We start from the raw sequence: 12,717 nt of genomic DNA, 5'->3' as shown, positions 1-12,717 counted from the left end.
CGCGCGGTAGTGGGTGGCGATCTCGTCGCTGGTGGTGAGCCAGACGTCGGGCTGGGCGGCGAGGAAGGCCAGCGCCTCGTCCAGGTAGCGGGCCCGGAACGGCTGCCCGATCACGAAGGGGTGCAGCGCGATCGGCAGCACCCGGCCGCTGCCGCCCCCGGCGTCGGCGCGCAGCTGCGCGCCGTAGCGGCGAGTCCGGCGCTTGTTCACCTCGGCTCGGCGATCTCCGCGATGAGTGCGGCGAGGGCCGTCGGATGGTCGAGGTGTAGCGCGTGCGCGCCGGGCACCACGCGGGTGCGGACGCCGAGCAGGGCGGTGAGCGCCGCGTCGGCCCGGTGCCGCGGTTCGGGGGAGTCCGCGCCGACGGTCAGCAGCACCCGGTCGGCGATGCTGTCGGGGAGCGGGCGTGGCTCGAAGGCGCGGAACATGCGCAGCTCGGCGGCGATGGTCCCGGTGTCGGCCGTGGTGCGCCCCTCGTGCCAGGACTGCCCGTAGAGCGTCCGGGCGAAGGCACCGGTGCCGCCGTCGGCGAAGGCCGCCGCGACGGGGGCGAGCAGTCCGGGCACGAGCGACCCGGCGGCCGGTTCGTGCAGCACCGCGGCGGTGAACGGGACCCCGCGGGCGGCGAGTTCGAGCCCGAGCGTGGCGCCACCGCTCACTCCGGCCACGATCGCACCGGCGCAGCGCGGGGCGAGGAACGCGACCTCGGTGTCGAGGTCACCGGATTGCGGGCGGGTCGGGCACTCCACCTCGTATCCGGGGCCGAGCGCGGCGGCGACCCCGGCCCAGACCCTTCCGTCGGTGGCGGTGCCGTGGATCAGCACGACCCGCCTGCGCGCCGCCGGGACGGGTGCGGCCACGGGAACCTCCGATTTCTGCTGGGCTATCCGTTTTGTATGCACGTTCTGTTTCGGCGCGGTTGCCGCTCGGGTGAATCGCGGTAACCCACCGTGGGCGGCGCGGCGTTCTCGGCGTGTTCGTATACAAACTCAGCCGTCCAGTTCGTCGAGGAGGGCTTCGTCCCCGGCGATGTGCTCGTCCATGAGGAACCCGGCCTGGGCGGGCGAGCCCGCGAGGATGGCGCGCGCGATGGCGGCGTGGTCGCTCCAGGATTCCGTGCCGGGTGCGTCGAGGTGGCCGCCGGACAGCCAGGACACCCGGCCCTGGATCTGCTCGAGCAGCTGCCGCAGCTGGCTGTTGCCCGACGCCTCGGCGACCAGTTCGTGGAAGCGGGGCGGTTCGGCGCGGCCCGGCTCGCGGCCGCGCTCGACGACGCGCGCGAGCTCGGCCGCGACCTCCCCGCCGCGCCTGCGCGCCGCCAGCTGCGCGGCCAGCACCTCGAGCCCGCGCCGCACCTGCACCAGCTCCACGGCCGCGGTGCCCGAGGGCACGGTGACGGTGGCGCCCCGGTACCGGACCAGCGTCACGAACCCCTCGCTCTGCAGCTGGGAGAGCGCTTCGCGCACCGGGATGCGGGAGACCCCGAAGCGCTCGGCGAGGTCGGTTTCGCGCAGCCGGTCGCCGGGGGCGAGCCGCCCGGCGAGGATGTCGGCGCGCACCGCCCGCACCACGGCGTCCCGCGGGGCGGGGTCGGGGGCGGCGGTCACGGTGTGAGCGTAGCGAGGCGGAGCTGCGTCGGGGCGCCGCCACGGGGTAGCCCGCAGGGAAAGCCCGCCGTCGAGAGGATCCGCCATGCCCCGCCACGTGCTCGTCGTCGTCTCCGCCGCCGACCGGTTGCCGCTGCAGGGCGGCGGCACCGCCCCGACCGGGGTCTACCTGGGCGAACTGGTGGAGCCCGCGGCGGCGCTGCTGGCGGCGGGGGTGCGGCTGTCGTTCGCGACGCCGGGCGGGCGGGCGCCGACGCTGGACGGCACCTCGTGCAGCCTGGCCTACTTCGGTTTCTCCCGGGCGCAGCGGGACGCCGCGTTCGCCGACTACGCGCGGCTGCTCGATGCCGGGCTGGGTGCCCCGATCCCGCTGGAGAAGCTGCACACCGTCGAGCAGTACGACGGGCTGTTCGTGCCGGGCGGGCACGCCCCGCTGGTGGACCTGCTCTACCGGGACGCGCACACCGGCGCGGCGCACAACGACGACTTCGGCGCGCTGCTCGCCCACTTCCACGGCGCGGGCAAGCCGACCGGGCTGATCTGCCACGCTCCGGCCGCGCTGGCGGCGGCGCCCGAAGTGGACGGCCGCTGGCTCTACGCCGGCTACCGGATGACCTGCTTCAAGACCGTGGTGGACACCATGCTGCAGACGGTGCCGGTGGCGCGCCGCTTCCCGGGTAAGCTCTTCGAGCCGGACCCGGCGCGGCTGCTGCGCGAGCTCGGCGCCACCGTGGAGCAGACCCGGCTGCCGGTGGGCAGCAAGGTGGTGATCGACCGGGAGCTGGTCACCGGCCAGGATCCCTATTCTGCGCGGGCGTTCGGCGTGGCCTTCACCCGGCAGGTGCTGGCCGCGGAACGGGCGGCGGTGCTCGGAGTCAGGACGGGAGACCCCGCGTTCGCACCGCGTCGGTGAGGAACTGGCGCAGCTGGTCGGGGGCGGGGCGGCCGAAGCGTTGGCCCGGCTGGTCGGGGGCCGCGCCCGCGGTCGCCGCGCAGGGGTCGCTGATCGGGATGGTGCCTGGCGCGAACCAGTCGCCGGGCAGGTCGCCCTGGTGGACGGTGCGGCCGGTGCGGGCCTCGTAGACGGTGAGCCGGTAGCGGCCCGCGATCAGGGCCAGTTCGGAGCCGTCCGGGTAGCGGCAGTTCGCGACCGGGGCGCCGACGCCGGTGCGGGTGGCGCAGGCGACCCACTGCACGTCCTCGGGGCGGGTGGCGCGGGGCAGGGCGGGGTCGTTGGGCGGGCTGACGGCGTTGAGGTCGCCCGCGGCGTAGACCCCGACCGGGCCGGGTCTCGGTTCGGCGGCGCCCGCGAACGGCTCCGGTCTGTCGCACATCGCGGCGTAGTCGGCCAGGGCGGGTCGGTTCTCGCGGGCCACGTGGACGCCGACGAAGAACAGGGCGACCAGGGCCGCGAGGCCGAGCAGCAGTGCGGTGCCGCCGACCTGGAAGCGGGGCCAGTTCTCGGTGTCGAACGCGGTCCGCAGTTTCTGCCCGCGGGTGGGGGGAGGGGAGTAGTGGCGCAGGGGGCGCAGGGGTTGGGGTTCGGCGCGGTATTCCAGGTGGCGGGGCGGGCGGTGTTCGGTCGGGGGTGGTGCGTAGGCGGGTTGCGGGGTCGGCTCTGGTGCCGGGGTTCGGGTGAGGCGGACGCCGCGCGAGCGCGGTTGCGGGGTCGAGGGGGATGCGACCGGTGGCCGTGGCTCGGCTTCGGTCTCCGTCGGCGGTGTGGCGGGGGCCGCGGGGCGCTGGTCGGTGATCGGCGATCTCGGCGGCGACCCGGCTCCGTCGACGTGCCGAGCGGCGGCGGCCCCGGTCGGCTCGGGGCGCCAGGTCTGTGCCGGTGCGGCCGCTCCGGCCCGGGACCACACGTGATGCTCGGGCGCGGCGGTGGCGGTGGATCCGCTCTCGGACCGGGTGGGCTGCTCGGTCGCGGTCGCGACGGCGGGTCCGGGCGCGGACGCTTCGGCGGAGTCCACCCCGGCCGGGCCGGGTGCGGGCGGGCGCGGCGTGTCCACCTCGGTGACGGCGCTCGGCTCCGACCTGCGCGCGCCTGCGCGCAGGCGCGGCCGCTCGGGGAGCGGCGGGATCGGCGCGAGCCACGGGGGACGGCCGGGTGCGGCGGCGGCCATGGCCGGAACCCGCGCGGGCGCCGGGGAGTCCGCTCGGCGCGGGTCGTCCGGTTCGAGGTCGTCGACCGCGGGCGGCGGTTCGGAGGCGGTCGCCGCCGATGGGGTGACCGGCGTCCCAGGTGCGGCGGCAGGCGCGGCGGCGTCCGTGCCCGACACAGCAGCGACTTCGCCCGTGTCGGAAGGGGTGACCCCGCCCCCTCCCGACACGGACTCGGCGACCGGCGTGCCGACCCCCTGCGCCGCCACCTCCGCCGCCGAAATCTCCTCTGCCGCCGCGAAACCCTCGCGCACGAGCGCTTCGGCGGAGGGCAGCAGCTCCTCGAGTCCGAGTTCGGCGAAGGCGGCGGTGAGCACGGCGACATCCCAGCGCGCCGCGGCCTCGCCCGGCCGCCGGAAGTACCGCTCGATCGCCTCGTGGTCCGCGCTCCCGGCGACGACGACCCCGACACCGGCCGGGTCGAGCGGTTCGGGGTGGCTGACCGCCGAGCCCGGTGCGGTCACGAGCACGGCGAGCTCACCGACGAGGCCGGGCAGCCCCGCCCGCTTCAACCGGGCGCGCAGCCCGGTCGCGGTCTGCGCGGCGCGCACGTCGGGGGTGAGGCTGGCGACGGGGAGGTCGAGATCGGCGGGCGCGGAACCGATCCGCCACCGCTGCTCGGTGTCGAGCACCCCGGATTGGCTGCGCCGCAGCCCCGCGATCTCGACGACGGTGCAGTGCTCCGGCGTCCAGACCAGGATGTCGGCCCGCCGCCCCGGCCCGCCCGCGACCCCGGGCAGCGTACAGCCGAAGACGGCGATGCCGCCGAGCCCGCGATCGGGCCCGTGCCAGCTCTCGAACCATCGCCGGACAAGTTTCTCGGGACCGGAGAACGTACTGTCCTGCGCGATCACGATCATCTCGCGCCCCCTGCAGGGAAAAGTCGAACGGCCTACTACTGCAACAGGATACGATGCCCGCCCGGCGTCGGTGCCACTGCCTCGGCCCGGCGTGGCGGCGACGCGGCGGTGTAGGGGCGGCGCCATGGCGGAGCCGGGGTGTTCCGGATCGGAGGGCCGGCACCTCCGGTCGGGGCCTCCGATGATCGCCCGCCGTTTGCTGTGCTCGATCACCGGGTACGCGGTGCGCAGGACGACCGGAAGGAGCGAGGTGGCCACGAACGCGCAGGTGACGGAGCGGCCGGGCCGGTGGCCCGCGACCGATGTGCTGGCCAGGACCACGCTCGGGGTGGCGACCGCGGCGGTGGTGGGGTCGGCGGCGACGACGCCGGGCAGCGGGTGGTATCGGCGGCTGCGCAAGCCGCGGTTCCAGCCGCCCGCGGCAGCGTTCCCGGTGGCGTGGACGCTGCTCTACGCCGATCTGGCGGTGACCTCGGCGCTGGCGCTGGAGAACGCCCCCGACGAGCGCTACGCCGAGCGGGTGCAGCGGGCGCTGGCCGCGAACCTGGTGTTGAACGCGGGCTGGAGCTGGGTGTTCTTCCGCGCGCACCGGCTCGGTGCCGCGACGGTGACCGCGGCGGCGCTCACCGCGAGCAGTGCGGACCTGACCCGCCGGGTGGCGGCGGCGGACCCGCGCGGGCGCGCGCTGGCCGCCTACCCGGCGTGGTGCGCCTTCGCCACCGTGCTGTCGGCCGCGCTCTGGCACCGTAACCGCCGCTGAGACGACCTGCGCCCAGCGCGCACTCGCCCCGGGTGCCCGACGCGGACTGTCCGCGTCGGGCACGCTCGACCTCGGGCTGCGGATCAGCCCGCCACGCCCGGCCCTTCACCGAGGTAGAACGCGCGGGTCCGGTCGGCGGCGTCGAGCGCGGCCTGCTCCGGCGTTCCGCCCGCGATGGCGGCCTGCCCCCAGGCCGCGGCGGCTTCCCGGATGAACCGCTTGGCCTCGTCGCTCTGCTCCCACTGGGTGGCCTCGGGCGGCAGGTCGTGCCCGGCCAGGTGCGAGGCCATGCCGAGCAGGGCGAGGTCCCAGCCGAGGCCGACCGCGCCGGGGCCGAACTGGTCCCACATCTCGCTGGGGGTGTCGCCGGAGTGGCGCAGGGTGAGCCGGGCCGCGTCGTCACCGACCGGCTCGAGCGCGACGTCGACCCAGGTGACGGCGCCGCCGAACTCCCAGGTGATGCGGAACGAGCGCGGCGGCTCGCACTCCTCGACCACCCCGCTCGCATTGCCCTCGACCTGGAAGCGCCCGCCGAGCCGCAGGTCGCCGGTGACGGGGGCGAACCAGCGGGGGAGCCGTTCGGCGCTGGTGCAGGCCTCCCACAGGTCCTCGACGGTGGTGGCGTACTGCTCGCTCAGCTCGACTATGGTGGGCACGGCGGCCGCGCCGGGCTCGTGCGCGCCGATGGTGACGCCGCGCCGCACGTCGCGCAGCTGGCGGTCGACGTCGACGGGTGCGGTGACCTGGTCATCGGTCATGGGGTGGTTCCTCCTCGGTTCGCCGGGTTCGCTTGCCGCGCGCGATCTCGGTGTCCAGGGCCAGCAGTCGGGTAATCCAGAAGTGCCGGAAGTGGCCGAGCCAGCGGTCCACCTCGCGCAGCGGCTCCGGCGCGACGGCGTAGAGCCGCCGGGTGCCGTCGGCGCGCACCGAGGCGAAGCCGTTGTCCCGCAGCACCTTCAGGTGCTGGGAGACCGCGGGCTGGCTGATTCCGAACTCGGCCCTGACCTGCTCGGCCAGCTCACCGGCCGAGCGTTCCCCGTCCGCGAGCAGCTCGAGCAGCCGCCTGCGCACCGGGTCGCCGAGAACATCGAACGCGTGCACGACCCAATATTTCAGGAAGAACTTATATAAGTCAACCCTGAACTACACGCCCTTCGGCGCCTGCTGCTTCATGAAGCCGAACAGGTACCCGGCGACCCGGCGCATCTGGATCTCCTCGGCGCCCTCGGTGATCCGGTAGCGGCGGTGGTGGCGGTAGATGTGCTCGAAGGGCTTGTGCCGGGAGTAGCCGAGCCCGCCGTGCACCTGCATGGCGCGGTCGGCGGCCTCGCAGCAGAGCCGGTTGGCCCAGTAGTTGCACATGGAGACCTGGGCGGAGACGGTGAAGGCGCCGTCGCGGTCCATGGTCCATGCGGTCTTGTGGATGAGCGCGCGCAGCATCTCGCACTGGGTCTGCAGCTCGACCAGCGGGAACTGCACGGCCTGGTTGGCGGAGAGCCGCTTGCCGAAGGTGCGGCGCTCGTTGGCGTAGGCGACGGCCTCGTCGATGCAGTACTGGGCGGCGCCGAGGCTGGAGGCGGCCTGGCGGATCCGGTTCTCGTTGAAGAAGTGCTGCACGACGGCGAGCCCGCGGCCCTCGCGGCCGAAGATCGCCGAGTGCGGCACGCGCACGCCGTCGAGGGAGATGCGGGCGTGGTCGGTGGGCATGTTGAAGGTCCAGAGGAACTCCTGGACGGTGAAGCCGGGGCTGTTCACCGGGACCAGGAAGGCGGTGATGCCGGTGCCGTCGCCGGGCTCGCCGGAGGTGCGGGCGAAGATGAGGTCGGTGTCGGCGCGGTGGATGCCGGTGTTCCAGGTCTTGGCGCCGGTGATGACCCAGTCGTCGCCGTCGCGCACGGCGGTGGTCTCCATGTGGGTGGCGTCGGAGCCGTGTTCGGGTTCGGTGATGCCGAAGGCGAAGCCGCGGGCGCCGGTGGCGAGGTCTTCGAGCCATTCGGCCTGCTGGGCCTCGGTGCCGTATTCGAGCATGAGCAGCAGCCCGACGTTGTTGCCGACGACGGCGTGTTCGTTCTGCAGGTCGCAGTGCAGCCCGAGGCCCTTGCGGGCGAGGTGTTCGCGGATGACGGCCATGTCGAGGTTGCCACCGCCGCGGCCGCCGTGCTCGACCGGGAAGGGGTAGCGCAGGTGTCCGGCGGCGTCGGCGCGGCGGCGGGCCTCGTCCAGCAGCGCCTCCCAGTCGGCGTTGGGCAGCCCGCCGCGTTCCCAGTCGGTGCGGGCGTCCTCGCGGCGGTGGTCGAAGAAGCGCTCGTTGTCGTCGGCGCGCTGCAGCGGGACGATCTCGCGCTCGATGAACTCGTCGAGTTCGGCGAGGTAGGCGGTGAGCGCGGCGGGCAGCTCGAAATCCATGGTGCTCCTCGGTCAGGATGGCCGGGTCTGCATGAGCAGATCCCATTCGATCTCCGGGATGCGCCGCCCGCTGGCGGCCATCACGATGTCGCGGACGCTGCCGTCGAGGTGTGCGGCGGCCTGCCCGGCCAGCCCGATGCCCCAGGCCAGCGTGGCCAGGGTCTTCCACCAGCGGAAGCGGTCGGGGTCGAATTCGCCGCCCGCCTCGGTGTAGCCGCGGACGAAGGGGTCGCGGCCTGCGAAGCCGCCGAATTCGCGGTCGTCGGCGCCGAAGCGCCACATGCGCAGCGCGGCCCAGGCGGCGTCGCGCATGGGGTCGCCGTAGCGCTGCGCGCCCTCCCAGTCCAGGACGGCGCGGATGCCGTCGGGGCCGATGATCAGGTTGCCGTTGCGCAGGTCGGTGTGGATCAGCGCGGGGCGCGGGGGTGGGGCGGGGACGGCACGGGCGAGGCGGCGCAGCGCGAAGGCGAAGGCGGGCCGGTCGGCGAGCAGCGCGGCGACGCCCTTCTCGGCCTCGGCGAGCGCGGCCTCGGCGGGGTTCTCGCCCGCGGTGCCCGGCAGTTCGGCGGGGGCGAGCGCGGGGTCGACGGCGTGCAGCCGGGCCATGGCGGTGCCGAGCTGGACTGCGATGCGCTCGCCGTTGCCCTCGGCCTCGACCAGCCGCAGCACCCGGCGCGGGACGGTCTCGCCCTCGATCCGGGCGGAGAGCAGGAAGGGCTCGCCGACGACGTCGGGCTCGGGGCAGACGGCGACGAGTTCGGGGACGGCGACCCCGCCCGCGCGGGCCAGTTCGCGCACGGCGGCCTCGGCGGCGACCGGAAGCAGCTGGATACCGGCGGGCACGAGCGTGGCGACCAGGGCGAGCGGGCGCCCGCCGACGGTGGCGTCGACGGCGATGTTGCGCCGCCGCGCCCCGGCGGAGAGCGGCTGCACCGCCTCGACGGTGGCGGGCTCGCCGAGCACCGCGCCGAGGTGGCGGGCGAGCCCGGCGGCGAGGTCGGGGCTCATTCGCCGGTCCAGGCGTCGTAGCCGGGCTTGGCGATGGCGAGGTCGCCGCGGGCGATCTCGACCAGGGCGGCCCATTCGGCGTGTTCGTCGCCCGCGGGCAGCGCGGCGAGCGCGCGCTGTTCGCGTTCGGCGGCGGCGGGGCCGAGCTCGGTTTCGCGGGCGAGGATGCGGGCCAGGTTGGCCCCGACGCGGGCGCGGTGGCGCAGCTCGGGCGGGAGCGCGGGCAGCAGCGTCGCATCGAGCAGTTCGGCCAGGTCGTCGAGGAGTTCCCGGGCCGAGGGACGGTACTGCATCCGCGCCGCCTTCCGTCACGTCGTCGTGGCCGTTCGTACCGTAGCGCATCCTACGGGCGTTGTGCGGGCGGCTGCTGTCAGTTGCCGACCCCGCTCCGAGAAGCATTGCGTACGAGGCATTTCCGTTCGGGCCGGTCATCGCGCGATTTTTCGCGTCGCGGTTTCCCGGCTGCCCGCACGGGTAGTTGCCGAACCGTAACCAGACCGCGGCTCCTGTGGGCGCCGAGACTCGCAGCCCGACGGCGCAATACCGGTCACCGCGGCCTCGCAGCGGTTACCGTGTCGCCCGATATTCCTTCTCGCTCCACCGATCACGTTCGATCGCTCCCTTGCCGCGCGTGTCCGGCGGCAACCCCGCACGAGGAGGCCCGATGAGCACGATGTCCGGAACACGCCAGGCTGCCGGGAGTTCGCCGATCCCGCGGACCCCGCCCGGCCCGCCGGACCAGGACCGGGAGCGGCTGCACATCGCGCTCGTCGCCCCGCCCTACTACGAGGTGCCGCCGAGCGGCTACGGCGGGGTGGAGGCGGTGCTCGCCGACCTGGCCGACGCGCTGGTGGTGCGCGGGCACCGGGTGACGCTGCTCGGCGTCGGGCGCCCCGGCACCAGCGCCCGCTTCGTCGCGGTCTCCGACACCCCGGCCGCGGCCCGGCTGGGCGAGCCGTTCCCGGAGGTGGTGCACGCGCTGGCGGTGCGCCGCGCGATCGAGGCGCTGCACGCGAGCGACCCGGTGGACGTCATCCACGACCACACCTTCGCGGGCGCGCTGAACGCCCCCGCCTTCGCCCGGCTCGGCATCCCGGCGGTGATCACCGTGCACGGCTCGGTCGATTCCGAGCTGGCCGACTACTACCGCGAGATCGGCGACAGCGCCGGGCTGGTCGCGATCAGCGACCGCCAGCGCGCGCTCGCCCCCGACCTGAACTGGGTGGGCCGGGTGCACAACGCGCTGGACCCGGCGGATTGGCCGTTCGAGCCGGTCAAGGGCGACTACGCGCTGTTCCTGGGCCGGTTCTCCCCGGACAAGGGCCCGGACCTGGCGATCAGGGCCGCGCACGCCGCCGGGGTGCCGCTGATGCTGGCGGCCAAGTGCAGCGAGCCCGCGGAACGCCGCTACTTCGAGCAGGGCGTGCGCCCGCTGCTCGGCCCGAGCGACACCCTGGTCGGCGAGGCCGATGCCGCCGCCAAACGCAAGCTGCTGGCCGGGGCGCGCTGCCTGCTGTTCCCGGTGCGCTGGGAGGAGCCGTTCGGCATGGTGCTGATCGAGGCGCTGGCCTGCGGCACCCCGGTGGTGGCGCTGCGCGCGGGCGCGGTGCCCGAGATCGTCACGCACGGGGTGACCGGCATGATCGCCGAGGACCCGATCGAGCTGCCCGCCGCGCTGCACCGGGTGACCGCGCTCGACCCGCGCGACTGCCGCCGCGCCGCCGAGACCCGGTTCGGGGTGCAGCGGCTCGCCGCGGGCTACGAGCACGCCTACCGCGCGGTGCTGTCCCGGCGCGCGCTCGCGGCGGTCGGGGCCCGCGCATGACCGAGCCGCAGACCCTGCCGCACCGCGGCGAGCTGCCCTTCGACACCGGCCCGCAGACGGTGACGCTGGTGGAGGCCACCACCTTCTGCGCCTCGGACCCGCGCGGCGACATCGGCGGCGCCGCGGCGGGGCTGTACTACCGCGACACCCGGCTGCTGTCGCGCTGGGAGCTGCTGGTCGAGGGCCACCCCGCCGAGCAGCTGGCCCTCGACGTGCCGGAGCCGGACGAGGCCAGGTTCGTGCTGCGGGTGCCGCCGCGCGCCGGGCTGGCCGACAGCACCCTGCTGATCGAGCGGCGCAGGCTGGTCGGGGAGGGGCTGGCCGAGACCATCACGGTGCGCAACCTGAGCCACGAGGACACCGTGGTCGGGCTGGTGCTGCACGCCGACGCCGACTTCGCCGGGCTGCTCGCGGTGAAACAGGGCCGCGCGCACCACGTCCCGGTGCAGGCGACCCCGGCCGAGCACGAGTTGCTGCTGCACGACCAGAGCGGCACCGGGCACGGGGTCGCGGTCCGCGCCACCGGCCCGGCCCCGGTGATCGTGCCCGGTCAGCTGCGCTGGCAGGCGGTGGTGCCCGCGCAGGGCGAGTGGGAGGTCCGGCTGCTGGTGCAGCCGATCAGCGGGCACCGCCGGGTGGAGGTGGCCTGCCTGGACCGCTGCGCCGAGCACCCGGCCCGGCACTGGCGCGCCACCCCGACCGCGCTGACGGCGAGCGCGCCCGCGCTGGATCTGGCGCTGCGCCGCGCCGACACCGACCTGGGCGCGCTGCGCATCGAGGACTCGGCGGCGGGCGCGGGGTACGTGGCGGCGGGCGCGCCGTGGTTCATGACGCTGTTCGGCCGCGACAGCCTGCTCACCTCGTGGATGACGCTGCCGCTGGATCACGGGCTGGCGCTGTCGACGCTGCGCGAGCTGGCCGCGACCCAGGGCGCGCGGCTGGATCCCTTCACCGAGGAGCAGCCGGGCCGGATCATGCACGAGCTGCGCCACGGCGGCCGGGACTGGCACGACGCGCTCACCTACGGCTCGGTGGACGCGACGCCGCTGTTCGTGGTGCTGCTGGCCGAGGCGCGGCGCTGGGGCGCCCCGGACGCCGAGGTCGAGGCGCTGCTGCCCGCGGCGGACGCGGCGCTGCGCTGGATCGCCGAGTACGGCGACCGGGACGGCGACGGGTTCGTGGAGTACCGGCGGCTGTCGGACCAGGGTCCGGTGCACCAGGGCTGGAAGGGCAGCTTCGACGCGGTCACCGATGCCAGGGGCCGCTCGGCGGGGCCGTCGATCGCGCTGGCCGAGGTGCAGGGGTACGTGTACGCGGCGTACTTGGCGCGCGCGGAGTTGGCGGCGGCGTTCGGCGAGGCGGAGACCGGGGCGCGGATGCTGGCCGCGGCCGAGGAGCTGCGGGCCCGGTTCGACGAGGCGTTCTGGATTCCCAAGCACGGCTGGTACGCCGTGGGCCTGGACGGCGACAAGCAGCAGATCGACGCGCTGACCAGCAATGCCGCCCAGTGCCTGTGGACCGGGATCGTGGCCGACGAGCGCGCCGAGGAGTTGGTGGACCGGTTGGCGGGCCCGGCGATGAACAGCGGGTTCGGGCTGCGCACGCTGGCCGACGGGATGGGCGCCTACAACCCGATGAGCTACCACAACGGCTCGATCTGGCCGCACGACACGGCGCTGGCGGTGGCGGGGTTGGCCCGCTACCGGCACGTGAGCGGGGCGGCGGAGTTGGCGGAGTCGCTGGCGGTGGGGCTGCTGGACGCCGCGGAGCGGTTCGGCGGCCGGTTGCCGGAGCTGTTCTGCGGGTTCCCGCGGCGGCGCTTCGACCCGCCGATCCCGTACCCGGCGGCCTGTTCCCCGCAGGCGCTGGCCAGCGCGGCCCCGCTGCTGCTGATCCGCGCCCTGCTCGGCCTGGAGCCGGACCTGCCGCGCCGCACCCTGCTGCTCACCCCGCGGCTGCCCGCCGCGTGGGGCGAGGTCCGCCTGACCGACCTGCGCCTCGGCGGGGCGAGCGTGCACATCGTCGCCCGCGGCGACACCGCCCGCGTCGAGGGGCTCCCCGCGGACTGGCACCTCGACACCCGCTGAG

12 protein-coding genes and 1 pseudogene are annotated in these 12,717 nt (G+C 75.1%); 4 read left to right on the top strand and 9 right to left on the bottom strand.

The genetic code is table 11. The features are described from left to right. Nucleotides 1-3: 3 nt before the first annotated feature. From ACFUUZ_RS05355 to ACFUUZ_RS05345, 3 genes and pseudogenes are all read right to left on the bottom strand, one after another. Nucleotides 4-177: pseudogene (locus tag ACFUUZ_RS05355) on the bottom strand (polysaccharide deacetylase); the annotation flags it as partial. A 29-nt stretch (nucleotides 178-206) separates the two neighbouring features. Continuing rightward, on the bottom strand, nucleotides 207-860 hold the full coding sequence (locus ACFUUZ_RS05350; RefSeq protein ID WP_378692763.1) for an alpha/beta fold hydrolase: 654 nt from the start codon (nucleotides 858-860) through the stop codon (nucleotides 207-209). Nucleotides 861-989: 129 nt separating this feature from the next. Next, the gene (locus tag ACFUUZ_RS05345) at nucleotides 990-1,607 is read right to left on the bottom strand and encodes a GntR family transcriptional regulator (RefSeq protein WP_378692761.1); all 618 of its coding nucleotides are present in this window, start codon (nucleotides 1,605-1,607) and stop codon (nucleotides 990-992) included. Between the two features lie 85 nt (nucleotides 1,608-1,692). On the opposite strand from ACFUUZ_RS05345, the gene ACFUUZ_RS05340 reads away from it, so the two are divergent. Beyond that, the gene (locus tag ACFUUZ_RS05340; RefSeq protein WP_378692759.1) at nucleotides 1,693-2,520 is read left to right on the top strand and encodes a DJ-1/PfpI family protein; all 828 of its coding nucleotides are present in this window, start codon (nucleotides 1,693-1,695) and stop codon (nucleotides 2,518-2,520) included. Here the strand turns inward: ACFUUZ_RS05340 and ACFUUZ_RS05335 are convergent. Further along, nucleotides 2,483-4,630, bottom strand: coding sequence for a hypothetical protein (locus ACFUUZ_RS05335; protein ID WP_378692758.1), 2,148 nt, complete (start codon nucleotides 4,628-4,630; stop codon nucleotides 2,483-2,485). The genes ACFUUZ_RS05340 and ACFUUZ_RS05335 overlap by 38 nt on opposite strands. A gap of 250 nt (nucleotides 4,631-4,880) precedes the next feature. Between ACFUUZ_RS05335 and ACFUUZ_RS05330 the strand changes: the two genes are divergently transcribed. Beyond that, the gene (locus ACFUUZ_RS05330) at nucleotides 4,881-5,390 is read left to right on the top strand and encodes a TspO/MBR family protein (RefSeq protein ID WP_378692756.1); all 510 of its coding nucleotides are present in this window, start codon (nucleotides 4,881-4,883) and stop codon (nucleotides 5,388-5,390) included. Between the two features lie 83 nt (nucleotides 5,391-5,473). Here the strand turns inward: ACFUUZ_RS05330 and ACFUUZ_RS05325 are convergent, their stop codons facing one another. Genes ACFUUZ_RS05325 through ACFUUZ_RS05305 form a run of 5 tightly spaced genes read right to left on the bottom strand, consistent with a single transcriptional unit; the run spans nucleotide 5,474 to nucleotide 9,097 of the window. Next, on the bottom strand, nucleotides 5,474-6,148 hold the full coding sequence (locus tag ACFUUZ_RS05325; protein WP_378692754.1) for an SRPBCC family protein: 675 nt from the start codon (nucleotides 6,146-6,148) through the stop codon (nucleotides 5,474-5,476). Then, the gene (locus tag ACFUUZ_RS05320; RefSeq protein ID WP_378692752.1) at nucleotides 6,138-6,491 is read right to left on the bottom strand and encodes an ArsR/SmtB family transcription factor; all 354 of its coding nucleotides are present in this window, start codon (nucleotides 6,489-6,491) and stop codon (nucleotides 6,138-6,140) included. The genes ACFUUZ_RS05325 and ACFUUZ_RS05320 overlap by 11 nt, the downstream gene beginning before the upstream one ends. Before the next feature lie 42 nt (nucleotides 6,492-6,533). Beyond that, complete coding sequence (locus ACFUUZ_RS05315; RefSeq protein WP_378692750.1) at nucleotides 6,534-7,796, bottom strand: acyl-CoA dehydrogenase family protein; 1,263 nt, start codon at nucleotides 7,794-7,796, stop codon at nucleotides 6,534-6,536. Between the two features lie 12 nt (nucleotides 7,797-7,808). Beyond that, complete coding sequence (locus ACFUUZ_RS05310; protein WP_378692748.1) at nucleotides 7,809-8,804, bottom strand: phosphotransferase family protein; 996 nt, start codon at nucleotides 8,802-8,804, stop codon at nucleotides 7,809-7,811. Continuing rightward, nucleotides 8,801-9,097 carry a DUF6285 domain-containing protein gene (locus tag ACFUUZ_RS05305; protein ID WP_378692746.1) on the bottom strand — a complete coding sequence of 99 codons (297 nt, stop codon included), beginning with the start codon at nucleotides 9,095-9,097 and terminating at the stop codon, nucleotides 8,801-8,803. The genes ACFUUZ_RS05310 and ACFUUZ_RS05305 overlap by 4 nt, the downstream gene beginning before the upstream one ends. Before the next feature lie 380 nt (nucleotides 9,098-9,477). Here ACFUUZ_RS05305 and ACFUUZ_RS05300 point away from each other — a divergent pair, with 380 nt between their 5' ends. Then, entirely contained in the window at nucleotides 9,478-10,629 is a 1,152-nt protein-coding gene (locus ACFUUZ_RS05300; RefSeq protein WP_378692910.1) for a glycosyltransferase family 4 protein, read from the top strand. Continuing rightward, nucleotides 10,626-12,716, top strand: coding sequence for a glycogen debranching N-terminal domain-containing protein (locus tag ACFUUZ_RS05295; protein WP_378692744.1), 2,091 nt, complete (start codon nucleotides 10,626-10,628; stop codon nucleotides 12,714-12,716). Before ACFUUZ_RS05300 ends, ACFUUZ_RS05295 begins: the two co-directional genes overlap by 4 nt. The last annotated feature ends 1 nt before the right edge of the window (nucleotide 12,717 follow it).

The sequence above is a fragment of the Nocardia sp. NPDC057353 genome (assembly GCF_042667085.1).
Classification (GTDB): domain Bacteria; phylum Actinomycetota; class Actinomycetes; order Mycobacteriales; family Mycobacteriaceae; genus Nocardia.
Note: the sequence above shows the minus strand (reverse complement) of the source record. Positions and strands in the feature narration are given on the sequence as shown.

Bases quoted from the DNA above. Each gene is read 5' to 3' on its own strand.
- ACFUUZ_RS05310 (WP_378692748.1), bottom strand. From the start codon at position 8,804: ATGAGCCCCGACCTCGCCGCCGGGCTCGCCCGCCACCTCGGCGCGGTG.
- ACFUUZ_RS05300 (WP_378692910.1), top strand. From the start codon at position 9,478: ATGTCCGGAACACGCCAGGCTGCCGGGAGTTCGCCGATCCCGCGGACC.
- ACFUUZ_RS05295 (WP_378692744.1), top strand. From the start codon at position 10,626: ATGACCGAGCCGCAGACCCTGCCGCACCGCGGCGAGCTGCCCTTCGAC.
- ACFUUZ_RS05315 (WP_378692750.1), bottom strand. From the start codon at position 7,796: ATGGATTTCGAGCTGCCCGCCGCGCTCACCGCCTACCTCGCCGAACTC.
- ACFUUZ_RS05325 (WP_378692754.1), bottom strand. From the start codon at position 6,148: ATGACCGATGACCAGGTCACCGCACCCGTCGACGTCGACCGCCAGCTG.
- ACFUUZ_RS05335 (WP_378692758.1), bottom strand. From the start codon at position 4,630: ATGATCGTGATCGCGCAGGACAGTACGTTCTCCGGTCCCGAGAAACTT.
- ACFUUZ_RS05305 (WP_378692746.1), bottom strand. From the start codon at position 9,097: ATGCAGTACCGTCCCTCGGCCCGGGAACTCCTCGACGACCTGGCCGAA.
- ACFUUZ_RS05340 (WP_378692759.1), top strand. From the start codon at position 1,693: ATGCCCCGCCACGTGCTCGTCGTCGTCTCCGCCGCCGACCGGTTGCCG.